Source organism: Aeromicrobium chenweiae (assembly GCF_003065605.1).
Lineage (GTDB): Bacteria > Actinomycetota > Actinomycetes > Propionibacteriales > Nocardioidaceae > Aeromicrobium > Aeromicrobium chenweiae.
This window is the reverse complement of the sequence record NZ_CP026952.1, coordinates 1,003,304-1,024,579: the sequence shown is the minus strand read 5'-3', so window position 1 is coordinate 1,024,579 and position 21,276 is coordinate 1,003,304. Positions and strand designations below refer to the sequence as shown.

Sequence of the window (21,276 nt, the reverse complement as noted above, 5' to 3'; positions counted from 1 at the left end):
TGCGGAAATGAGCCCGCCGCCGCGGGGCCGGGCGGACGTCAGTCGAAGTCCAGGCGCTCGTCGATCTCGTCGCGGGTCGAGCCGCTGGCGTACAACAGGTCCGCCGCCAACGACCGGACCTGGGCGGCGATCGCCGCTGTGTTCATCGTCATCGCGCCCGGCAGGGCCATGACCGCGATCCGGGCCGCCTCGACGAGCTCGCGCCGCGCAGCCTCGAAGTCGTCCTGCTCGGACAGGTCGTCGGCGAGGATCGCGACCGCGGTCGACAGCGACTTCACCGCGAGGTCCATCCCGGCCGGGGCGTCCTCGCGGTGGCGCAGCATCGCAGCGGTGCGACGCGCCAGCACCCGGGCGTCCCGGATCGCGTTGTCGAAGTCGCGGATGGCGCCCACGTACATCCCGACGTGCTCGCGCTGCTTCCACCGCATGGGTGACATGCGGGTGATCTCCGAGACGCTGGCCGCGGTGGTCTCCAGCGCCTGGAGTCCCGGCTGCATGTCGCGCGCCTCGTCCAGCGCGCGCTCGGCCAGCGCGGTGTCCTGCAGCCGCATGGCGTCCGAGATCCGGCCCAGCACGCCCCCGAGACGCTTCAGCAGCGACTGCACCTCCATGTCGATGTCCCGGACCGCGTTGCGGGGCACCAGCAGGATCATCGCGAGCCCGGCGCACCCGCCGATCAGCGCGTCGATGAAGCGGGTGACCGCGGGGTTGCCGGCGTTGGCGACCGGGACCACGGCGGCCAGGAGGACCGAGGAGTTGGCCGCCTGCGTCATCGCGAGACCCTTGATGCCGAGCAGGGTGCACGCCACGACCGTCAGCGCCACGACGAGCGCGATCTGCCACGTCCCACGCCCGATGGACAGGATCAGCAGCTCGCCGACCAGGACCCCGAGCGCCACACCGACCACGAGCTCGAACAGCGTGCGAGCGCGCAGGCCGGCCCCGGCGATGATGACGATGACCGCCGAGACCGGCGCGAAGAATGCCTGGGTGTGCCCCAGCACGTGGGTGGAGATGAAGAACGCCGCAGCGGTGGCGCCGGCGAGGCGCAGCAGCAGCCGCCAGCGCTTGCGCAGCATGCGCAGCCGGTCGTTCCAGGTCAGCTGCGGTCGCGGCAGCCGGACCCGTCGCAGCGGGACGTCGCGCGACGGGCTCACGACGTCACCGCGGCGCTCACAGGTACAGGCCTGTCTGGCCTTCCTCGATGCGCTCGGACGCGACGGCGTGCAGGTCGCGCTCGCGCAGGAGGACGAAGTCCTCGCCCCGTACCTCGACCTCGGACCGGTCGTCGGGGTCGAACAGCACCCGGTCGCCCACCTCGACGGACCGGACGTGCGCGCCGATGGCCTGGACGCGCGCCCACGACAGCCGCTTGCCCAGCGTCGCAGTCGCGGGGATGACGATGCCGCCGGTCGAGCGACGGTCCCCGGCCTCGTCGTCGAGCGACACCAGGAGCCGGTCGGCCAGCATGCGGATCGGGAGCTTGCCGCTCATGGTCAGCGGAGCAACCGGCGGATGACGACGATGCCGGCGATGACGGCGATCGCGCCGCCCACGACCGGGACGATCGTCTCCATCCGGGGCGAACCGGTCTCGTCGATGAACCGCCCCTTGAGGTTCTCGAGTCCGCGACGGGCGATGTTCTTGGGGTTCGACCGGTCGACCAGCGCGTCGACGGTGACCGCCAGACGTTCGCGGATCACGTCGATCTCGTCGACAAGCTCATCGGATCTGGCGTTTGCCACGTCGTGCCTCGCTCACTCGGGAACCTGCGGACTGCGGACCGTCGGCCCGCACACGTACGCAAGGATAGGACGTATGACGACCCGCCTGCAGCCCGGAGACACCGCACCCGACTTCACGCTGACGAACGACGCCGGAGAACCCGTCTCGCTGTCGGCCCAGCCGGGCAAGGTCATCGTGTACTTCTACCCCGCCGCGATGACGCCGGGCTGCACGAAGCAGGCCTGCGACTTCAGCGACTCGATCGACCGTCTGCAGGCCGAGGGCTACACCGTCCTGGGCATCTCGCCGGACAAGCCGGAGAAGCTCGCGGCGTTCCGGGAGCGGGACGGGCTCACGATCCAGCTGCTGTCCGACCCCGACAAGGAGGTCCTGACCCAGTGGGGCGCCTTCGGCGAGAAGAAGCTCTACGGCAAGGTCGTCCAGGGCGTGATCCGTTCCACGTTCGTCGTGGAGGACGGCACGATCACGCTGGCCCAGTACAACGTCAAGGCCACCGGCCACGTCGCCAAGCTGCGCAAGGACCTGGGGCTCGGCGCCTGACCGAGGGCCTATTCTTGGTCCCGAGTCGGTGTGGTGGAACTGGTAGACACGCAGGATTTAGGTTCCTGTGCTTTCGAGCGTGCAGGTTCAAGTCCTGTCACCGACACTCAGGGCACCGCGATCGGCACCGCGATGTTTGACCGTGCCGCAAACGGGTACATCGTCCGTCCGGTTCCTCCACGGGAACACGGTCACGTCCGGAGAACCTCATGCCCAACGTCGTCACCCCCTTCCTGCGCAAGAAGAAGCACCCCACCACCGATCCGACCGAGCCCCGGCACCGCCGGGAGGGCTGGTTCGACGAGCAGGACAACTGGCACGACGCGGAGAGCCAGTCCGCGGCCGTCGCCGGCGAGCGTCCGCTGCGCTGAACCTGCCCGGCACTTCCCGCCCCTCCCGTACGTTGTGCTGGTGACAGCACGTTGATCCATCAGGAGAAGGGCACGGCATGAAGTCCGATCTGTTCGCGCAGGCGAATCTCGAGGTCCAGACCTCGGAACGGTTCGTCCTGCAGAATCCCCGCATGCTCAAGGTCACCCTGGGCGCCCCGGTGCTCGCGACCAAGGGCGTGATGGTCGCCTACCAGGGCCAGGTCACGTTCGAGCACAAGTCGGCGGGCAGCATCGGCAAGCTCATGAAGAAGGTCGTGACCAGCGAGGACAACCCGCTGATGACGGTCGCCGGCCAGGGTGAGGTGTTCTTCGCGGACACCGCCAAGAACGTCTTCATCCTGAACCTCGAGGGTGACGGCATCTCGATCAACGGCCGTAACCTGCTCGCGTTCGACGCGACCCTCGACCACGACATCCGACGGGTCAAGGGCGTCGGCATCGCGGCCGGCGGCCTGTTCAACACGATCGTCACCGGTCACGGCCAGGTCGCGCTGGTGGCCGACGGCGACCCGATGATCCTCGACTGCTCGCAGCAGCCGACGTACGTCGACATCAACGCCGCCGTGTGCTGGTCGGCGAACCTCACGCCGCAGCTGCACAACAGCATGAACATGCGGTCGACGCTGCGGGGCGGCTCGGGCGAGGCGTTCCAGTACGCCTTCCAGGGACCCGGCTTCGTGGTCGTCCAGCCCTCCGAGGGTCCCGCCTACAACCAGGGCGGCGGAGGCCAGGGCGGCAACGTCGCCGCGGCTGCGGTCGGCGGCGGCATCCTCGGCGGCATCCTGAGCTGATGCGTGCCGGGACGGACCGGTGACGTCGCCGGTCTACCGCGCGCCCATGCGCTCGCGTCGTGACGACGTGCCGCACGCGGCGACCCTCGAGCGGGCGCTCCGCCTCGGCCTGTGCGGCATGGGTGAGGCGACCGACGAGCGGGCCGAGCGGCGGCTGCGACGGCTCGTCGACGCGCCGGACGGATCCTTCGTCTGGACGCGCGTCCCGGGCGGTGGGACGTACGTCGGCCGGCTGGCCGGCCCCTGGCGCCGCGACGACGACGGTGCGGAGGTCGACCTCGTCCACGTGCGCGACTGCACATGGGTCGAGGTCGACCCGGCCCTCGTGCCGGCCGCCGTGACGCAGACGTTCAGCCGGGGTGGCCGCAACTTCCAGCAGATCCACCCCGGCGACGTGGAGGCCGCGACCGCGCGGGTCTGGGACCTGCTCGGCGACTAGGGCCTACGGTGCGAGCCGGCCGATGCCCTTGGCGATGTTCTTCTGCAGGATCTTGCCGACCAGGGCCGCGAGGCCGGGCACCGGTGCGTCGAAGCCGATCGTGTAGTCGAGCAGCGTGCCACCGTCGGTGGTCTGCGTGAGCACCTGACGACCCCAGTGCCCCTTCAGCGGGCTGCCCTGGGAGATCGCGTACTCGATCAGGGTGTTCGGCTCCGAGACCGTCGTGGTCTCGTGGAAGGCCGGGAGCGGGCCGATCTTCAGGCTGCGCGTCGAGCCGACGCCGTTGCGCGACGTGTCACCGTCCTTGACCCGGTCGATCTTCGCACCCAGGACGGGCCCGAGGTTCTCGTGCTCGGAGAGCTTCGCGAAGACCGTGGCGGGATCGGACCGGTACGTGTGCGTGACGTGGACGCGCTGGGGAGTGGGCATGGTCGAGGAGTCTAGGGTGAATCACCATGAAGCGGGCGCGGACGACGACGGGCGGCGACCTGCAGCAGCCGATCAGCGCGGGCGTGGTCGCGGCCCTCGTCGGCTACACCAGCTCGTTCGCCGTCGTGCTGACCGGGCTGCACGCGGTCGGTGCGACGCCCGCCCAGGCCGCGTCCGGCCTGCTCGCGCTCTGCCTGACGCAGGCGATCGGGATGTTCTGGCTCAGTGCCCGGTACCGGATGCCGTTGATCCTGGTCTGGTCCACGCCCGGCGTGGCCCTGCTGGCCGGCACCGAGGCGCTGGACGGCGGCTGGCCGGTCGCGGTCGGCGCATTTCTCGTCGCCGGCGCCGCGTACGTCGTCACCGGCCTGTGGCCCGCCCTCGGCCGGCTCATCTCGCGGATCCCGGCCCCGATCGCCCAGGCGATGCTGGCAGGCGTGGTGCTCGAGCTCTGCCTCCAGCCGGTGACCGCGCTGCGGGACAACCCCGGGGCGATCCTGCCGATCGCGCTCGTCTGGCTCCTCGGCGTGCGGTTCGCGCCGCGCTGGGCCGTGCCGGCGGCGTTCCTCGCGGCCGGTGTCGTCATCGGTGCCGACATGGTCCGCCACGGCACCTCGATCCCGGGGTCGTCCCTGCTGCCCGAGCTGTCCTTCACGACGCCCGCCTGGAGCTGGGCCGCGATGATCGGCATCGCCGTCCCCCTGTACGTCGTGACGATGGCGTCGCAGAACGTGCCAGGCGTCGCGATCATGAAGTCCCTCGGGTACGACGTGCCGTGGCGCGGATCGGTCGTGACCGCGGGTGTCGCCACGATGGTCGGTGCGCCGGCCGGCGGGCACTCGGTGAACCTCGCCGCGATCAGCGCCGCCCTCGCCGCCGGTCCCCCGGCGGGACCCGATCCCCGGCGACGGTGGATCGCCGCGCAGGCCGCCGCGAGCACGTACGTCGTGCTGGCCGTCGCGTCGGCCGCCCTCGCCGCCCTCGTCGCGGTCGCGCCAGCCGGGGTCATCGCGACCGTCGCGGGCCTCGCGCTGCTCGGCACGCTCGCGGACGCCCTCGAGGGCGCGCTCTCGGACCGTTCCGGCCGTGAGGCCGCTGTCATCACCTTCCTCGTCGCCGCGTCCGGCGTCTCGGCGCTGGGCATCGGCTCGGCGTTCTGGGCACTGGTCGCCGGCCTCGTCGTCCACCTCGTGCTCCACCGGAGGCCCCACTGATGTTCCGCATCCTGTTCTTCGAACCTCGCATCGCCGGCAACACCGGCGCCGCGATCCGACTTGCCGCCGTGACGGGGGCCGAGCTGCACCTCGTCGAGCCGCTCGGCTTCGACCTCGAGGAGTCCAAGCTGCGGCGGGCGGGGCTGGACTACCACGACCTCGCCGTCATGACGGTCCACCCGAACCTCGACGCCGCGCTCGAGGCGCTGGCCCCCGGACGAGTCTTCGCCTTCACCGCGCGCGGGGAGCAGGTCTACACCGACGTCGCGTACGAGCCGGGGGACGTCCTGCTGTTCGGTCCCGAGCCGACCGGCCTGCCGCCGGAGGTCCTGGACGACCCGCGCGTCGAGGCGCGCGTCCGGCTCCCGATGCTCCCCGGGCGTCGCTCGATGAACCTGGCCAACACCGCGTCGGTCGCGGTGTTCGAGGCCTGGCGGCAGCAGGGTTTCCGGCTGCCGGAGTGAGGCGCGGGTTGGGACTGGTCCTTTCGGATAATCTTCGACCACTTTCGGCCCGGATCGGCGCAACCATGCAGGTCCAGGCCGCGAGCGGACGTACAGTTACGGTCTCTCGGGAAACAGAAAGCACATCATGACCGTCACCAGGACCGCCGCACGCCGGCCGGTCGCCATCGCCTTCGTGCTCGCCCTGGTCCTGGGGCCGTTCGTGGCCTGGCAGGGCGCCCAGGGCGGCCAGACCCACGAGGTCTCGGCGCTCGCACCCCAGGGGATCGTGGTCGTGGGCGACTCGATCACCGCGCGCTACAACGACTCCCCCGGCGACGACGACCAGGGCTGGTGGAGCATCGTCGGTCACCGCTTCGGCGCGCAGGTCCGGACGTACGCGCAATCCGGCTCGGGCTACCTGCGTCCCGGGCACCGGTGCGAGGGCAACCGCTTCATCGACCGCACGCAGGTCTACTCCGGCCCGGCGCCGTCGATCCTGTTCGTCGAGGGCGGTCGCAACGACTGGGCCCGCTGCGTCGACGGCATGTTCGTCCCCTCGACCGACGCCGAGATCCACCACGCCGTCGACACCTACCTCGACACGTTGCAGACGTTCGTGCCGGCCACGACACGGGTCATCGTGCTCGGCCCGCCGTGGGGTCCGCTCGACCCGACGACCGGTGTGCGGATCACCCGCATCGTGCGAGCCCAGGCCGAGTCCCACGGCTTCCAGTTCATCAGCACCGCCGGCGCCCTGACCGCAGCGCGCGTGGTCGACGGCGTGCACCCCAACCGCCACGGCAGCGCCGCGATCGCCCGACGGGTCATCCGGGCGCTGGAGTGACCCTCAGGCCGTGAGGGCGGCCACCACGGCCGGTGCGATCGCCGCCAGCGCCTTGCCGCGGTGGCTGATGCGGTCCTTCTCGGCCGGCTCGAGCTCGGCCGTCGAGACGTCGTAGCCGTCGGCGGCGAACAGCGGGTCGTAGCCGAAGCCGCCCCCGCCGTGCTCGGCCGCGAGGATCCGCCCGGCCATCTCGCCGTGCTCGACGAGCTCGCGCCCGTCAGGGGTGCACAGGGCCATCGCGCACCGGAACTGGGCCGTGCGCCGCTCCGGCGGCACGTCGGACAGCTGGCTCAGCAGCAGCCGGTTGTTGGCGGCGTCGCCGCCCTCGCTCTTGGGCACGCCGGACCAGCGGGCGGACAGCACCCCGGGCATGCCGTTGAGGGCGTCGACGCACAGCCCCGAGTCGTCGGCGAGCGACGGCAGGCCGGTGGCCTGGAGCGCGGCCCGCGCCTTGATGAGGGCGTTGCCCTCGAAGGTCGGCTCGGTCTCGGCCGGCTCGTCGTACGCCGGGAAGTCGGCCAGGCCCAGCACCTCGATGCCCGGGACGAGCGGCTCGAGGATGCGACGCAGCTCGGCCAGCTTCTTGGCGTTGTTGGACGCCAGGACGACCCTGCTCATCGTCCGAGGGCCTCGTTCTGCAGGCGGGTCAGGTCCGCGCAGCCGGCGGCGGCGAGCTCGAGCAGCGCGTCGAGCTCGGCCTTGTCGAACGGGGCGCCCTCGGCCGTGCCCTGCACCTCGACGAACTTGCCCGAGCCGGTCATCACGACGTTCATGTCGGTCTCGGCGCGGACGTCCTCGACGTACGGCAGGTCGAGCAGCGGGACGCCGTCGATGATGCCGACGCTGATGGCGGCGACGGACTCCACGAGCGGCTCACCCACGAGTGCTCCCTGGCGACGCAGGTGCTCGACGGCGTCGGCCAGCGCGATGTACGCACCGGTGATCGCGGCGGTGCGGGTGCCGCCGTCGGCCTGCAGCACGTCGCAGTCGATCGTGATGGTGTTCTCGCCCAGCGCCTTGTAGTCGATCGCCATCCGCAGCGACCGCCCCACGAGGCGGGAGATCTCGTGCGTGCGTCCGCCGATGCGGCCCTTGACCGACTCGCGCGCCGAGCGGTCGTGCGTGGCCTGCGGCAGCATCGCGTACTCCGCGGTGACCCAGCCGAGCCCCGAGCCCTTGCGCCAGCGCGGGACGCCCTCGCTCGCGCTCGCGGCGCACAGCACCTTGGTCTTGCCGAACTCGATGAGGCACGAGCCCTGCGCGTGGTCGAGCCAGTTGCGGGTGATGGTCACGGGACGGAGCTGATCGGCCTGGCGGCCATCTTCGCGGGTCATGACCTCGAGCCTATCGGGGCCGTGCACCGCTGCCGGGGACGGTCAGAGCTCGTAGGTGGCGCCGGCGGTCACGAGCTCGTAGCGGCCGTCCCACGTGGTCTTGACGTCCGACTCCACCTCGGCCCGGTCGGTCCAGGTGGGGATGTGGGTGACGAGGAGCCGGCCGACCTTGCCGTCCGTCGCGTACCGCCCGGCCTCCGCACCGGTCAGGTGCAGGTTGGGCGGGTTCGTCCCGGACTCCACGAACGACGCCTCGCACAGGAACACGTCCACGCCGTCGACCAGGTCGATCAGCGCGTCGGTGGGGCCGGTGTCACCCGAGTACGCGAGCGAGCGGGTGTCGGTCGAGATCCGGAAGGCGAAGGCCGGCACCGGGTGGTTGACGCGGGCGGACGTGACCGTGAACGGTCCGAGCTGCACCGTTCCGCCGTCCTCCCACGGGCTGAACGCGAACTGCTCGCGCATACCGGTGTTCTCCTCGACGCCGTACGCCGAGACGAGGAACTCGTCGGCTCCCTCGGGAGCGTGCACCGGGATCTGCGCGAACGCGCCCTCGGGGTGGTAGCGGCTGACGACGTAGAAGCCGGACATGTCGAAGCAGTGGTCGGCATGCAGGTGGGACAGGGCGATCGCGTCGATGTCCCGGATCGTGCTGTAACGCTGCAGCGGTCCGAACGCCCCGCTGCCGAGGTCGACCAGGAGCCGGTACGTGCGGCCCTCGAACGGTGCCTCGAGGAGGTAGCAGCTCGCGGGCGACTCGGGGCCGGCGAAGGACCCGGCGCAGCCGATGACCGTCAGCTTCATGCCGCACCGACCCACGAGAGCTGGGTCGCGGACTCGATCTCGGGACCGAGGAAGCGCCGCGCGAGCACGGCGAAATCCTCGGGCCGGCCGGTGGTCACGAAGCCGTGGGTGGGCGCGGGCAGCGCGGGGTCGCGCTCGAGGCCTTCGCGCACGAGCAGCGCGTAGACGTCCTTGGCCGTCTCCTCCGCGCTCGAGACGAGCGTGACCCCATCACCCATGACGTAGGACAGTACGCCGGTCAGCAGCGGGTAGTGGGTGCAACCGAGAACCAGGGTGTCGACGTCGAGGTCGATCAGCGGCTGCAGGTAGTCCTGCGCGACCGCGAGCAGCTCGGGCCCGCTCGTCACCCCCTGCTCCACCAGCTCGACGAAACGGGGGCAGGCCTGCGTGTGGAGGGTGATGCCGGGGTTCGCCGCGAACGCGTCGTCGTACGCCTGCGAGGTCGCGGTGGCCTGGGTGCAGATGACGCCGACGATGCCGTTGCGGGTGGCGCTGACCGCGCGCCGGGTGGCCGGGACGATGACCTCGACGACCGGCACGTCGTACCGCTCGCGGGCGTCACGCAGCACCGCGGCGCTCGCGGAGTTGCACGCGATGACGAGGGCCTTGACGCCCTGGGCGACGAGGTGGTCGAGGCACTCGAGGGCGTACTCGCGGACCTCGGAGATCGGCTTGGGGCCGTAGGGCTGGCGGGCGGTGTCGCCGAGGTAGAGGACCGGCTCGTGCGGCAGCTGGTCGAGCACGGCGCGGGCCACCGTGAGGCCTCCGAAGCCTGAGTCGAAGATGCCTATCGGTGCGTCGCTCACAACCATGAAGCGTACGGCCGTGGTGGGTGTCGGCAAAGTGAACGGGCCCGAGATCACATGTGACCCGCGTTCCACTGCCGTACGCCCTCGCGGCTAGAGCGGGAGCTTCGGCTGAGGTGGGGCGTGCGCGGGGTCGACCCCGTCGAACAGCGACGAGACGGACTCGCCCGCGTGGATCCGCGCGATCGCCTCCGCGAACAGCCCGGCGACGGATCGCACCTGCAGGTCCGGCCAGTCCGAGGGGGCCGGGACGGTGTCGGTCGTGACGACCTCGGTGATCGAGGGATGGTCGCGCAACCGCTCGACGGCCTTGCCGGTGAACAGGCCGTGGGTGCACGCGACGGACGCCTCCGTGCAGCCCTCCTCCTCGAGCTTGTTCATGAGCTCGATGATCGATCCCCCGGTCGCGATCTCGTCGTCGAGGACGATCGCCTTCTTGCCGGCGACGTCACCCACGATCGCGTCGATGACGACCTTGTCGTCCGCCTGGCGCTGCTTGCTGCCCGCGGCGACGGGGATGCCGAGCAGCCGGGCGAACAGCGAGGCGGTCTTGGCGTTGCCGAGGTCGGGCGAGACGACGACCGTGTCGGTGAGGTCGCGGCTGCGGTAGTGGTCGGCGAGCTCGCCGATCGCGGTCAGGTGGTCGACCGGGACGCTGAAGAAGCCGTGCACCTGCGGGGCGTGCAACGTCATGGTCACCACCCGGTCGGCGCCCGCCGTGGTCAGCATGTCGGCCACGAGCCGGCCGCCGATCGAGATGCGCGACGCGTCCTTCTTGTCCGAGCGGGCGTACGCGTAGTGCGGGATGACGGCCGTGACGGAGTCGGCGCTCGCCCCGCGGGCCGCGTCGATCATCAACAGCAGCTCCATCAGGTGGTCCTGGGTCGGCGGGACCAACGGCTGGATGATGTAGACGTCCCTGCGGCGGCAGTTGGCCAGGAGCTGCACCTGCAGGCAGTCGTTGCTGAACCGCACGGTCTGGGACGGCGACAACGGCTGTCCGAGCTCGGAACAGATCTTCTCGGCGAGGGGGCGGTGGGCACTTCCGGAGAACACCACGATCTGGCTCACCTGCACGAGGGTAGCCGAGGCGGCCGTTTCCCGGGGGCGCGGTGCTTCTGCCACCGAATAGGCCCGAAATCGCGCTCATACGGTGGCAGATCCACCGCGCCCGCCGGACCTGCGCTCAGACGGTGGCAGATGCACCGCGCCCGCCGGGGACGACGACGGAGACGCCCCGTCGCTGTCCCGACCTTGGTCCCGGGTGGAACCGCCGATCGGTCGGTAACGTGCCAGGCACCTAGGGCCCCAACGGAGGATCGCCTGTGTCCGAGTCCGCCACCACCTCGTCCTCGACGTCGCGCCGCCCGCTCAATCCCGTCGTCCTGCTGGTCGGCGTCCTGCTGATCCAGCTGGGGTTCACCGCGAGCTACGTCGGTGCGTTCCACTCGCCGAAGCCCCACGAGGTCCCCGTCGTGGTCGTCCCCCCGCCCGGCGCACCGAGCGAGCTCGCCCGCGAGATAACCCGCACCCTCAACGGGCTGGACGGCAAGCCGCTCAAGGCGACCGTCGCGAAGGACGAGGCGGCCGGCCGCGACAAGCTGCGGGACCGGACGGTCGGCGGCGTCCTGGTCCTGGGCCAGCAGGACGACCAGCTGCTCGTCGCGAGCGCTGATGGCTCAGCCGAGTCCGAGGCGATCGAGACCGTGGTCAAGAAGGTGGCCGCCCAGCAGCAGCGGCCGCTCAAGACGTCCGACGTGATCCCGGCGAACAGCGGCGACGCCCACGGCCTCAGTCCGTTCTACCTCGCGGTCGGGTGGGTCGTCGGTGGCTACCTGGTGGCGTCGCTCATCGGCATCACCGGCGGCGAGCGGGTGTCGAGCCTTCGCCGCCTGGCCCTCCGGCTGGCGAGCATCGTGGTCTACTCGGTGCTGTCGGGGCTCGGGGGCGCCTGGATCGTCGGGCCCTGGCTCGACGCGCTCGACCACGGCTACTGGTCGCTGGCGGCGTTCGGCACCCTTCTGGTGCTCGCGGTCAGCGTGTTCACGCTCGCGTGCGAGGCGTGGCTCGGGGTGATCGGCATCGGGGTGGCGATCGTCCTGTTCGTGGTTCTCGGCAACCCGAGCGCCGGTGGGGCATTCCCGAGCGACCTGCTGCCCCCGTTCTTCAGGGCGATCGGTCCGTGGCTGCCCCCGGGTGCCGGCACCAGCGCGATCCGCGGGATCGTCTACTTCGACAGCTCCGGTGTGCGCGGACCAGTGCTGGTGCTCCTCGCGTGGCTCCTGGTCGGTCTCGCGCTGCTGGTCGTCCGGAGCCGTCCGGGCCGGCACGAGCGGGTCGACGCCTGAGCGATACGCCCAGAACGCGCTACGCCCAGAGCTGACCGTCGAGCTTGTCCTCCGCCTCGTCGAGGGTGCCCTCGTACGCGCCGGTCGACAGGTACTTCCAGCCGCCGTCGCAGACGACGAACACGATGTCGGCGCTCTCGCCGGCCTTGATGCACTTGGCCGCCTGGGCGAGCGCCGCGTGCAGGATCGCACCGGTGGAGACACCGGCGAAGATGCCCTCACGCTCGACCAGCTCGCGGACCCGGCGCACCGCGTCGCGGGGCCCCACCGAGAACCGCGAGTCGATCATCGACGCGTCGTACAGCTCGGGCACGAAGCCCTCGTCGAGGTTGCGCAGGCCGTAGACCAGCTCGCCGTACCGGGGCTCGGCGGCCACGATGCGCACGTCGGGCTTGTGCTCACGGAAGAACCGGCCGACGCCCATCAGGGTCCCGGTCGTGCCCAGGCCCGCGACGAAGTGCGTCACCTCGGGCAGGTCCGCGAGGATCTCCGGTCCGGTCCCGACGTAGTGCGCCTCGGCGTTGGCCGGGTTGCCGTACTGGTAGAGCATGACCCAGTCGGGGTGCTCGGCCGCGAGCCCCTTGGCCACCCGCACGGCCTCGTTGGAGCCGCCCGCCGCGGGCGAGGGGATGATCTTCGCGCCCCACATCGTCAGCAGCTGGGTGCGCTCGATCGAGGTGTTCTCGGGCATCACGCAGACGATGTCGTACCCGCGCTGGCGCGCGACCATCGCGAGGGAGATGCCGGTGTTGCCGCTGGTCGGCTCCAGGATCGTGCAGCCGGGCGACAGCCGGCCGTCCTTCTCCGCCTGCAGGATCATCTGCAGCGCCGCACGGTCCTTGATCGAGCCCGTTGGGTTGTGGTCCTCGAGCTTGGCCCACAGCCGGACGTCCGGGGACGGTGACAGCGACGGCAGCCCGACGAGGGGCGTGCCGCCGACCGAGTCGATCAGCGAGTCGAAGCGCACAGGGTTCCCATCAGGAGAGAGTGGCGGCGCCACCGGCGACCGCCGGCAGGATGACCACGGTGTCGCCGTCGGCGACCGCGGTCTCGAGGCCGCCGGTGAAGCGGATGTCCTCGTCGTTCACGTACATGTTGACGAACCGGCGGGCCTCGCCGTTCTCCAGCAGCCGGTCCTTGATGCCCTCGTGGTCGAGCTCGAGCTGGTCGATGAGCTCGGCGACGGTCGAGCCCTTGCCCTCGACGGCACGCTCGCCTCCGGTGAGGGGACGCAGGATCGTGGGGATACGGACCTCGATGGCCATCAGTGCTCTGCCTTCTGTTGTGACGTTTCGGTGGGGGCTACATCTGTATAAGCCGCGACGACGCGAACTTCTTCCTCGGTGACCTCGCCGTCGACGATCCGGTACGACCGGAAGTCGACCGGTCCGCCCTCGTGGGCGCCGTCGCGGGTCGAGACGAGGACGTAGTGGGCGCCGGGCTCCCCGGCGAGGTTGACGTCGGTGCGCGACGGGTACGCCTCGGTCGCGGTGTGCGAGTGGTAGATGACGACCGGCTCCTCGTCGTTGTCGTCCATCTCGCGGTAGAGGCGCAGCAGGTCGCCGGAGTCGAACTCGTAGAACGTCGGCGACATCGCGGCGTTGAGCATCGGGATGAGGCGGGCCGGGACGTCGGAGCCGATCGGGCCGGCCACGACGCCGCAGGCCTCGTCGGGGTGGTCGCAGCGGGCATGCGCGATGATCGCGTCATGGGTGGCCTGGTCGATGGTCAGCACCGGGTGAGTTTATCGACTGCCCCCACGGCCCGCGCAGGGCGACCGCCCGCCGAGACGATGCGCCTCAGTCGAGCGCGGCGATGAGGGTCTCCTGCACGTAGCCGAGCCAGTCGAAGATGTCGGACATCGCGGCGACGGCGTCGTCCTCGGACTCGGCCACGAGCACCGTGTCCTCGTCGGTCTCGATGCCCAGCCGGACGGCCAGCGCCAGGCGTACGTCGGTCAGCGCCCGCAGCCAGGCCTGCACCTCGTCGGGGTCGAGCTCGACCTCGACCGGGTCGCCGTGCTCGTCGGGGACCTCCTCGAACGTCAGCCCGCCGTCGACGAGCGAGCCGATGAGCGTCTCGGCGTTCTGCACCTTCACCGACGTCAGACCCCGCTCGGTGAACCGGCGGAACTCCCCTGCGTCCTCGGGGTCACCGCGGTAGGCGTCCGGGAGCAGCCGCTGCAGCACCGGGTCCTCCGGCGGGAGCGAGGGCCCGCCCATGCCGAGCTGCGCGGCGAGCGGGTCCGCGTCGGACTCGTCGACGCCGTTGCGGTCGCGCAGCAGCTCGATGACCTGGCCGGCGAGGTTGGCGAGCAGGTGCGCCTCACCGATCTCGAACGTCGCCGTGATGCCGCCGCGACGCCGCTTGCGGAACGGCTTCATGCCCGCTCCTCGCGGCCACTGGCCGAGCGAAGCTCGGCAGGGCGCTCCGGGCGCAGCCCGGCCGCGACGCAGTCGCGGGACCGGGGAGCGCAGCGAGCCGGGCGCCTCATGCGTCCTGCCGCTCGAGCGTGGCCCACAGCCCGTACTCGTGCATCGCCTGCACGTGCCGCTCCATCTGCTCGCGGCTGCCGCTGGAGACGACCGCCTTGCCGTCGTGGTGCACCTTCAACATGAGCTCGTGGGCCTTTTCCTCGGTGTAGCCGAAGTAGTTGCGAAAGACGTACGCGACGTAGGACATCAGGTTGACCGGGTCGTTCCACACGATCGTGACCCACGGGTCCTCGAGCTCGATGACGATGTCTGCGTCGGGCTCGGCGATCTCGACGGGGCTCGGGGTGGTCACGCCCCCATTGTGTCGCAGGGACCTGACGACGCGAAACCACGGCACTTCGGTCCTAGGCTGGACCCGTGACCACACCCAGCACCGCCCTGCTGACCGATCGCTACGAGCTCACGATGCTGCAGGCGACCCTGCGCAACGGGACGGCCCAGCGCCGCTCCGTGTTCGAGCTGTTCGCGCGCCGCCTGTCCGGGGGACGCCGTTACGGCGTCGTCGCCGGCGTGGGCCGCGCGCTGGACGCTCTCGCCGAGTTCCGGTTCGGCGAGGACGAGCTCGCCTGGCTCCGTGAGGCCGAGGTCGTCGACGACGCCACGCTCGACTGGCTCGCGGACTACCAGTTCACCGGCTCGATCTGGGGCTATCCCGACGGGGAGGTCTACTTCCCGCACTCCCCCGTCATGATCGTGGAGGGCACGTTCGCCGAGAGCGTCGTCCTGGAGACGCTCCTGCTGTCGGTGCTCAACCACGACGCGGCGATCGCGACCGCGGCCTCCCGCATGATCACGGCCGCCGGTGACCGGCCGTGCATCGAGATGGGCTCGCGCCGCACCCACGAGGCCGCTGCCGTGGCGGCGGCCCGGGCCGCCTACATCGCCGGGTTCGCCGCGACGTCGAACCTCGAGGCGGGCCGGACGTTCGGCATCCCGACGACCGGCACCAGCGCGCACTCGTTCACGCTCCTGCACGACACCGAGCGGGAGGCCTTCGAGGCGCAGGTCCGGTCGCTCGGGCCCGGCACGACGCTGCTGGTCGACACGTACGACATCCCGGAGGCGATCCGCACCGCGGTCGACCTGGCCGGGGACGAGCTCGGCGGGGTGCGCCTGGACTCCGGCGACCTCGTGTCGCTGGCCAGGACCGTCCGCCAGCAGCTCGACGAGCTCGGGGCCGAGCAGACCCGCATCACCGTGACCAGCGATCTCGACGAGTACGCGATCGCGGCGCTCGCGGTGGCCCCCGTCGACGGCTACGGCGTCGGCACCTCGCTCGTGACCGGATCCGGCGTCCCCACGAGCGGATTCGTCTACAAGCTCGTGTCCCGTGCCGACGACGACGGCCGGATGGTCTCGGTCGCGAAGAGGAGCCAGGACAAGGTCTCGGTCGGCGGCCGCAAGTACGCCCTGCGCCGCCTCGGGCCGAACGGTCGCGCGCAGGCCGAGGTCATCGGCGTCGACGGGACACCCGTCCACGACGAGAACGACCGGTCGCTCCTGGTCGAGCTCGTCCGGGACGGCAAGCGGATCCACCACGAGTCCCTCGAGGACTCGCGGGCCCGGCTGCGCTCGTCCCTCGCCGAGCTGCCCGCGTCGGCCCGTCAGCTGTCCAAGTCCGATCCCGTGCTCGAGACGGTCTACGAGGAGAACGCCTCATGACCACGGCCCTGATCGTCGTCGACGTCCAGAACGACTTCTGCGAGGGCGGCTCGCTCGCCGTCACGGGTGGCGCCCAGGTCGCGCAGGACGTCGCCGACCTCCTTGGCACAGGCTCGTACGCCACGGTCGTCGCGACCCGCGACCACCACATCGATCCCGGCGGCCACTTCTCGGACACGCCGGACTTCGTCGACTCGTGGCCCCGGCACTGCGTCGTCGGCACCGAGGGCGAGCTCCTGCACGCCCCGCTGACGCCGGAGATGTTCGCCGAGACGTTCTTCAAGGGCGAGTACGCCGCGGCGTACTCGGGCTTCGAGGGCTCCTCGGTGTCCGGCGTGATGCTTGCCGACTGGCTGCGCGCCGAGGGGATCGACGCCGTGGACGTCTGCGGGATCGCGACCGATTACTGCGTCCGCGCCACCGCCCTGGACGCCGCGCGGGAGGGCTTCACCGTGCGCGTCCTGGAGGGGCTGACCGCCGCGGTCTCGCCCGACACCCTGCCGCGGGTGCGCGACGAGTGGGTCGCGGCCGGGGTGGCGACCGCCTGAGCCACCCGCCCGCGTCCGGCGGCGTTACGTTGGAACCGTGAGCACCCGATCTGCAGACCTCCCGATCGACGAGACGTCGCGGGCCCGACTCGCCGCCCAAGGGCTGCGGCTGGCCGTCGTCGACGGCACCGACGCGGCGGCGTACGAGGCCTGGTTCCGGGCCGAGACCCGCGGCTTCCACAACGCCACCCCGACGCCGGAGACGATCGCCACGCGGCACCGGCTGCTGGGGAAGGACCGCCGTCTCGTCGGGGTCTTCGACGACACCGCGGGCATCCCCGAGCAGCCCGTCGCCACCACGATCTGCTGGCCCGCCGACCTGACCGTGCCCGGACGGCGGGCGGTCCCCGCGTGGGCGGTCAGCGGCGTCACGGTCGCGCAGACCCACCGCCGTCGCGGCATCGCCCGCGCCCTCGTGGAGGCCGAGCTGCGCACCGCGCTCGCGCAGGACCTCCCCGTCGCGATGCTGACGGTGTCGGAGTCGACGATCTACTCGCGGTTCGGCTACTCCCCCGCGGCGTTCGCCCGCGACCTGACGATCTCCACCCGCCGGGTCCGCTGGACCGGACCGGAGCCCCGTGGTCGCGTGCAGCTCGTCACCGGCGAGCAGCTGCGCGAGGACGGGCTCGCGATCGTGGAGCGGGTGCGGCTCGGCCGGCCCGGCGAGATGTCGTACTCCGGGCACCTCTGGACCCGCCAGCTCGGGCTGGCCCCGGGCGACGCCGACTCGCGGAAGCTGCAGATCGTCCGCTACGACGACCCCGACGGCGTCCCGCAGGGGTTCGCGGTCTACGAGCTGGTCGAGGACCCGGCCGACTACGCCGACCACGAGCTCAAGCTCCACACGCTCGTCGCGGCGACCACCGACGCGTACGCCGGCCTGTGGCGGTACGTGCTGGAGATGGACCTCGTCGCGACCGTCACGGCGCACCTGCGGCCGGTCGACGAGCCCCTGCGATGGATGATCGACGACTTCCGCGCCGTGCGGGTCAACGAGCTCGACCACCTCTGGGTGCGGGTGCTCGACGTCCCGGCCGCCCTCGCCGCGCGCACCTACGGCGCGCCGGGTCGTCTGGTCATCGCGATCGACGATCCCCTCGGCTTCGCGGCCGGCACGTGGGCCGTCGACGTGGCCGACACCGGCGAGGCCACCGTGAGGGCGACGGACGATCCCGCCGACGCCTCGATGAGCGTGAACGCGCTCGGCTCGCTGTACCTGGGCGGGGTCCCGGCCCGCACCCTCGCGGCCGCCGGGCTGCTCACCGGGGACGCCGAACGGCTCGACCGGTTCTTCCGCGCCCCGGTCGAGCCGTACCTCAGCATCTGGTTCTGACCCGCTCGGACGTCATCCCGCGCGTACGCCCGACGGGCCGCGCGGGATGACGTCCCCGGGGCTACCGGACGCGCACCTTCACGGTGCCCGACGCCGACGGCTTGGCGACCGACGATCCGGCGTAGTACGCCTTCAGGCTGCGCCGGCCGGTCGCGTCCAGCTTGATCGTGACCGATCGCGTGCCCCCGCTCACGTGCACCGTCTTGAGCACCTTCGACCCGTTCTTGATCGTGACCGTGCCGGTCGGGGCGAAGCCCTCCGCGGAGACCGTGACCTTCGCGGTCTTGGCCTTGCCCTTGCGGGCCTTGCCGGCGATCGACAGGGACGTCCGGGTGGCACCCTTGGCCACCGTGATCGCGAACGGCTCGCTGGTGCCGCGAACCGTACGGGCGTCGCCGCCGTACTCGGCGACCAGCTGGCGGGCGCCGACCCGCAGGCCTGACAGCGTCACCTTCGCGGCGCCGTTCCGGACCGTGCCGCGACCCACCGTCGTGGACCCGTCCTTGACCGTCACGGTGCCGGTCGGCGTCACCCCGGCGCCACCGGTCACGGTGACCGTCGCGGTGAGCTTCTGGCCGTACGCCGTGGTGCGCCGCGGCAGCGACAGCGTCGTCGAGCTCCTCAGCGCGTCCGCGAACACGTCCCGCGCCTGGCCGAGACGCAGGAACACCGTCTCGCCGGTCGAGTCCTTGAGCCCGTCGTTGTCCGTGACCCCGTAGAGCGATCCGTCCGCGGCGATCGTGAATCCCTCGAGCTTCTCCTGCGTCCAGCCGTTCGTGGCCCGGAGCTCGGGCAGGACGTCGATCGCGGGCTTCTTGTCCAGGATCGGCAGCTCGTCGCCGACCGGGTCGTCGGCGGGGATGTCCACGGCGTAGATCCGCTTGTTGCGGGCCTGCGGTCCGTTCAGCTTGTCGCGCTCGATGACCGCGAACGTGTCGTTGTCGACCGCCGTGATCTCGGACAGGCCGACCCAGTCACCACCGTCGCGCTTGGGGCTGTCGAGCCGGTAGCCGTACCAGTGCCACGTCCGGTCCTTCACGTCGTACCGGCCGATGCGGGCCACGTCGTCGCCGTCCAGGGCCTCGGTCTGGTCCTTGACGTCCGTCCAGAGCTGGCGCTGGATGACGGTCCAGACGTGCTCGCCGTCGGCGTCCTGCGTCGCCGTGACGCCCTCGAGACCCCAGTTCTTGACGTGGTCGCTGATCTCGGTCGGCAGCGACACGCTCTCCTGGATCTCGCCGGCGGCGTTCGTGCGGTAGATCGTGTTGGCCGCGCCGGTCGCACCCTCGGACGCCAGCCAGAAGCCACCGTCCGGTCGCGCGTACAGGCCCTCGACGTCGAGGGTGGCGGGTGCACCGTCCTGGCTGATCGTCAGCGCAGAGGTGATGTGCGCCGTCGAGCGCGTGACGTCGACGGTGAAGACCTGCGCGGGCTTCAGCACCGTGTCGGCCGCGGCGTAGATCGTTCCGGCGTCGCCCGGCTTGGCGCTGAGGGCGCCCAGCGCGCTCCACCCGACCGGGTTGCCGGCGACGTCGTCCGAGACGATCGACGGGAACGCGGCGGGGCCGTCGCCGAGCTCGTACAGGCTCACGCTGGCGCGGACGTTGACGGCGGCGTCGTCGGTCTCGCTCGACACCGCCAGCAGGTTGCGCCCGGGGATCGGCAGGATCCCCTCCGGCCCGTTCGTGGCCGGCAGCACCTGGCGGAACCGTGGCGCGGCCGGGTCGCTGATGTCGTACACCGCCACGAAGTTGCTGCGCTCGGAGCCGACGAACGCGTACCGGACGCCGTCGATCGTCGAGATCGCGAGGCCCTCGGGCTCGGCGCCCTTCTTGGCGGCGCGGTCGTCGTTGTAGAGACCGTGCTGCACCGCGAGCCGCTCGAACGAGCTGCCCGCGTCCCACGTCACGCTGCCGTCGGTCGCGTCGAAGACGGTCCAGCCACGCGAGCCGCCCTTCCAGTCGCCCTCGTTGGCCGTCGCGACGTGCGTGTCGTCGACCCAGCCGATCGCGTCGGGCTCGCGCACCACGTCGGTCAGCGAGTCGGTGAGCGAGATCTTGCCGTCCTTCTTGGTGTCGAAGCCCAAGGCGGACACGCGTCCGGCGGAGAAGACCTTCTCGATCCGGCGTGTCGCCAGGTCGATGATGACGATGCCGTTGTTCTCCTGCAGCGTCAGGGCCAGCCGGTCCTTGCCGTTGATCGAGACGTACTCGGGCTCGGGGTCGGTGGGCTCGGCGAGGCCCGCGTCGACGAACGAGGGCAGCGCCGCGCCGTCCGGGCCCACCAGGTCGATCCGATGGGCCTTCCAGTCGGCGGGGGCTCCGTCGAGGTCGATGACCTGGACGAACCCGGGTGGCAGCTGCGGGAGGTCGCCCTTGGCCCTGCCCGCGGGCTTGGCCTCCTCGTCGCGCTGGTTCTCGATCGCGATCGCCGCGTAGTCCTCGCCGGCGCTGACGTCGATCGAGTCCGGCTGACCCTCGAGGTCGATGCTGCGGATTCGCTTGGAGTCCGAGAGGCGTACGACGTCGAGCCGTCCCGAGGGCTTCGTGAAGCTCTCGCTGGTGTCGACGACGACGAGCACGTACTTGCCGACGACCGCGACCGAGGTGGGCTGGTCATCGGTGTCGCCGAGCTGCGCGAGCGAGAGGCTGCCCGCGCCCACCGGCCGGTCCGGGTCGGAGATGTCCAGGAAGCCGATCCGCTTGCCCAGGGCATCGGTGTAGACGAGGGTCTTGCCGTCCTTGGAGACGTCCGAGATCTCGGCGACCGTCGCGGACGAGGCCGGCAGGTCCTTCGGCAGGTTCTTGTAGACCGGGTAGGTCGCGGTGCGGTGGAAGCTCTGGCTCGTGCCGGGGTCCGGCGCGGCGGAGGCGCTGGTCGCCGGCACGACGGCCGCGGCGAGCGCTCCGGCGGCGACGCCGACCAGGGCAGGACGGCTGATCGAGCGCACCATCAGGGACAGGCGCGACGGGCGCGCGGGCAGGGGGTGGTGTGACATGCCTCAGAGGCTGTCCGCCCCGCCCGACCGCACCCCCACCCTCAGGTGAACGTCCGGCGACGCGCGGCGGAAGACTTCGGGACGTCATCCCGAGCGCGCCGTCTGCG

At 71.3% G+C, this 21,276-nt stretch carries 26 protein-coding genes and 1 tRNA gene; 12 read left to right on the top strand and 15 right to left on the bottom strand.

The window, feature by feature from the left end; all coding sequences use genetic code 11:
- Positions 1-38 precede the first annotated feature (38 nt).
- The 3 genes from C3E78_RS04960 to C3E78_RS04950 are packed head-to-tail and all read right to left on the bottom strand — an operon-like array spanning position 39 to position 1,745.
- Positions 39-1,157 carry an FUSC family protein gene (locus tag C3E78_RS04960; protein WP_108577263.1) on the bottom strand — a complete coding sequence of 373 codons (1,119 nt, stop codon included), beginning with the start codon at positions 1,155-1,157 and terminating at the stop codon, positions 39-41.
- Between the two features lie 16 nt (positions 1,158-1,173).
- On the bottom strand, positions 1,174-1,494 hold the full coding sequence (locus C3E78_RS04955) for a GroES family chaperonin (RefSeq protein ID WP_108577262.1): 321 nt from the start codon (positions 1,492-1,494) through the stop codon (positions 1,174-1,176).
- A 2-nt stretch (positions 1,495-1,496) separates the two neighbouring features.
- The gene (locus tag C3E78_RS04950; protein ID WP_108577261.1) at positions 1,497-1,745 is read right to left on the bottom strand and encodes a DUF3618 domain-containing protein; all 249 of its coding nucleotides are present in this window, start codon (positions 1,743-1,745) and stop codon (positions 1,497-1,499) included.
- A gap of 73 nt (positions 1,746-1,818) precedes the next feature.
- On the opposite strand from C3E78_RS04950, the gene bcp reads away from it, so the two are divergent.
- From bcp to C3E78_RS04930, 5 genes are all read left to right on the top strand, one after another.
- Positions 1,819-2,286 (top strand): thioredoxin-dependent thiol peroxidase, encoded by a 468-nt coding sequence (gene bcp, locus C3E78_RS04945; protein WP_108577260.1) that lies wholly within the window; start codon positions 1,819-1,821, stop codon positions 2,284-2,286.
- A gap of 24 nt (positions 2,287-2,310) precedes the next feature.
- Positions 2,311-2,392: transfer RNA gene (locus tag C3E78_RS04940), tRNA-Leu, on the top strand.
- Positions 2,393-2,495: 103 nt separating this feature from the next.
- On the top strand, positions 2,496-2,657 hold the full coding sequence (locus tag C3E78_RS18195; RefSeq protein WP_159085817.1) for a hypothetical protein: 162 nt from the start codon (positions 2,496-2,498) through the stop codon (positions 2,655-2,657).
- Between the two features lie 77 nt (positions 2,658-2,734).
- Entirely contained in the window at positions 2,735-3,469 is a 735-nt protein-coding gene (locus tag C3E78_RS04935; RefSeq protein ID WP_108577259.1) for an AIM24 family protein, read from the top strand.
- A gap of 46 nt (positions 3,470-3,515) precedes the next feature.
- The gene (locus C3E78_RS04930) at positions 3,516-3,908 is read left to right on the top strand and encodes a GAF domain-containing protein (RefSeq protein WP_108580755.1); all 393 of its coding nucleotides are present in this window, start codon (positions 3,516-3,518) and stop codon (positions 3,906-3,908) included.
- Between the two features lie 3 nt (positions 3,909-3,911).
- Here the strand turns inward: C3E78_RS04930 and C3E78_RS04925 are convergent, their stop codons facing one another.
- Entirely contained in the window at positions 3,912-4,337 is a 426-nt protein-coding gene (locus C3E78_RS04925; RefSeq protein ID WP_108577258.1) for an SRPBCC family protein, read from the bottom strand.
- A gap of 26 nt (positions 4,338-4,363) precedes the next feature.
- Here C3E78_RS04925 and C3E78_RS04920 point away from each other — a divergent pair, with 26 nt between their 5' ends.
- The 3 genes from C3E78_RS04920 (at position 4,364) to C3E78_RS04910 (ending at position 6,841) form a co-directional block, all read left to right on the top strand.
- Positions 4,364-5,551: a benzoate/H(+) symporter BenE family transporter gene (locus C3E78_RS04920; protein ID WP_108577257.1), complete on the top strand. Its 1,188-nt coding sequence runs from the start codon at positions 4,364-4,366 to the stop codon at positions 5,549-5,551.
- Positions 5,551-6,015, top strand: coding sequence for a tRNA (cytidine(34)-2'-O)-methyltransferase (locus tag C3E78_RS04915; RefSeq protein ID WP_108577256.1), 465 nt, complete (start codon positions 5,551-5,553; stop codon positions 6,013-6,015). Before C3E78_RS04920 ends, C3E78_RS04915 begins: the two co-directional genes overlap by 1 nt.
- 127 nt (positions 6,016-6,142) lie before the next feature.
- Positions 6,143-6,841 carry an SGNH/GDSL hydrolase family protein gene (locus tag C3E78_RS04910; protein ID WP_108577255.1) on the top strand — a complete coding sequence of 233 codons (699 nt, stop codon included), beginning with the start codon at positions 6,143-6,145 and terminating at the stop codon, positions 6,839-6,841.
- A gap of 3 nt (positions 6,842-6,844) precedes the next feature.
- Here C3E78_RS04910 and rdgB read toward each other — a convergent pair whose 3' ends face one another.
- From rdgB to C3E78_RS04885, 5 genes are all read right to left on the bottom strand, one after another.
- Positions 6,845-7,459, bottom strand: a complete 615-nt coding sequence (gene rdgB / locus C3E78_RS04905; RefSeq protein WP_108577254.1) for an RdgB/HAM1 family non-canonical purine NTP pyrophosphatase — start codon at positions 7,457-7,459, stop codon at positions 6,845-6,847.
- Positions 7,456-8,175: a ribonuclease PH gene (gene rph / locus C3E78_RS04900; protein ID WP_108577253.1), complete on the bottom strand. Its 720-nt coding sequence runs from the start codon at positions 8,173-8,175 to the stop codon at positions 7,456-7,458. The genes rdgB and rph overlap by 4 nt, the downstream gene beginning before the upstream one ends.
- Before the next feature lie 42 nt (positions 8,176-8,217).
- Complete coding sequence (locus C3E78_RS04895; RefSeq protein WP_108577252.1) at positions 8,218-8,979, bottom strand: MBL fold metallo-hydrolase; 762 nt, start codon at positions 8,977-8,979, stop codon at positions 8,218-8,220.
- Complete coding sequence (gene murI / locus C3E78_RS04890) at positions 8,976-9,791, bottom strand: glutamate racemase (protein ID WP_199906933.1); 816 nt, start codon at positions 9,789-9,791, stop codon at positions 8,976-8,978. The genes C3E78_RS04895 and murI overlap by 4 nt, the downstream gene beginning before the upstream one ends.
- A gap of 87 nt (positions 9,792-9,878) precedes the next feature.
- A complete protein-coding gene (locus C3E78_RS04885) occupies positions 9,879-10,856 on the bottom strand; it encodes a ribose-phosphate diphosphokinase (protein WP_108580754.1) in 978 nt (325 codons plus the stop codon).
- Positions 10,857-11,110: 254 nt separating this feature from the next.
- Here C3E78_RS04885 and C3E78_RS04880 point away from each other — a divergent pair, with 254 nt between their 5' ends.
- The gene (locus C3E78_RS04880; protein WP_108577250.1) at positions 11,111-12,133 is read left to right on the top strand and encodes an ABC transporter permease; all 1,023 of its coding nucleotides are present in this window, start codon (positions 11,111-11,113) and stop codon (positions 12,131-12,133) included.
- Positions 12,134-12,152: 19 nt separating this feature from the next.
- On the opposite strand, the gene C3E78_RS04875 is transcribed toward C3E78_RS04880, so the two are convergent.
- The 5 genes from C3E78_RS04875 to clpS form a co-directional block, all read right to left on the bottom strand.
- Complete coding sequence (locus C3E78_RS04875) at positions 12,153-13,100, bottom strand: PLP-dependent cysteine synthase family protein (protein ID WP_108577249.1); 948 nt, start codon at positions 13,098-13,100, stop codon at positions 12,153-12,155.
- A gap of 10 nt (positions 13,101-13,110) precedes the next feature.
- Positions 13,111-13,398: a MoaD family protein gene (locus tag C3E78_RS04870; RefSeq protein ID WP_108577248.1), complete on the bottom strand. Its 288-nt coding sequence runs from the start codon at positions 13,396-13,398 to the stop codon at positions 13,111-13,113.
- The gene (locus tag C3E78_RS04865; RefSeq protein WP_108577247.1) at positions 13,398-13,868 is read right to left on the bottom strand and encodes a M67 family metallopeptidase; all 471 of its coding nucleotides are present in this window, start codon (positions 13,866-13,868) and stop codon (positions 13,398-13,400) included. The genes C3E78_RS04870 and C3E78_RS04865 overlap by 1 nt, the downstream gene beginning before the upstream one ends.
- A gap of 64 nt (positions 13,869-13,932) precedes the next feature.
- The gene (locus C3E78_RS04860) at positions 13,933-14,517 is read right to left on the bottom strand and encodes a DUF2017 domain-containing protein (protein WP_108577246.1); all 585 of its coding nucleotides are present in this window, start codon (positions 14,515-14,517) and stop codon (positions 13,933-13,935) included.
- Between the two features lie 106 nt (positions 14,518-14,623).
- Positions 14,624-14,920 (bottom strand): ATP-dependent Clp protease adapter ClpS, encoded by a 297-nt coding sequence (gene clpS / locus C3E78_RS04855; RefSeq protein WP_108577245.1) that lies wholly within the window; start codon positions 14,918-14,920, stop codon positions 14,624-14,626.
- 113 nt (positions 14,921-15,033) lie between these two features.
- Here clpS and C3E78_RS04850 point away from each other — a divergent pair, with 113 nt between their 5' ends.
- The 3 genes from C3E78_RS04850 to C3E78_RS04840 are packed head-to-tail and all read left to right on the top strand — an operon-like array spanning position 15,034 to position 18,171.
- A complete protein-coding gene (locus tag C3E78_RS04850) occupies positions 15,034-16,290 on the top strand; it encodes a nicotinate phosphoribosyltransferase (protein WP_199906993.1) in 1,257 nt (418 codons plus the stop codon).
- Complete coding sequence (locus C3E78_RS04845; protein ID WP_108577243.1) at positions 16,287-16,838, top strand: isochorismatase family protein; 552 nt, start codon at positions 16,287-16,289, stop codon at positions 16,836-16,838. Before C3E78_RS04850 ends, C3E78_RS04845 begins: the two co-directional genes overlap by 4 nt.
- 37 nt (positions 16,839-16,875) lie before the next feature.
- Complete coding sequence (locus tag C3E78_RS04840) at positions 16,876-18,171, top strand: GNAT family N-acetyltransferase (RefSeq protein WP_108577242.1); 1,296 nt, start codon at positions 16,876-16,878, stop codon at positions 18,169-18,171.
- A gap of 61 nt (positions 18,172-18,232) precedes the next feature.
- Here the strand turns inward: C3E78_RS04840 and C3E78_RS04835 are convergent, their stop codons facing one another.
- On the bottom strand, positions 18,233-21,169 hold the full coding sequence (locus tag C3E78_RS04835; protein ID WP_108577241.1) for an esterase-like activity of phytase family protein: 2,937 nt from the start codon (positions 21,167-21,169) through the stop codon (positions 18,233-18,235).
- Positions 21,170-21,276 lie beyond the last annotated feature (107 nt).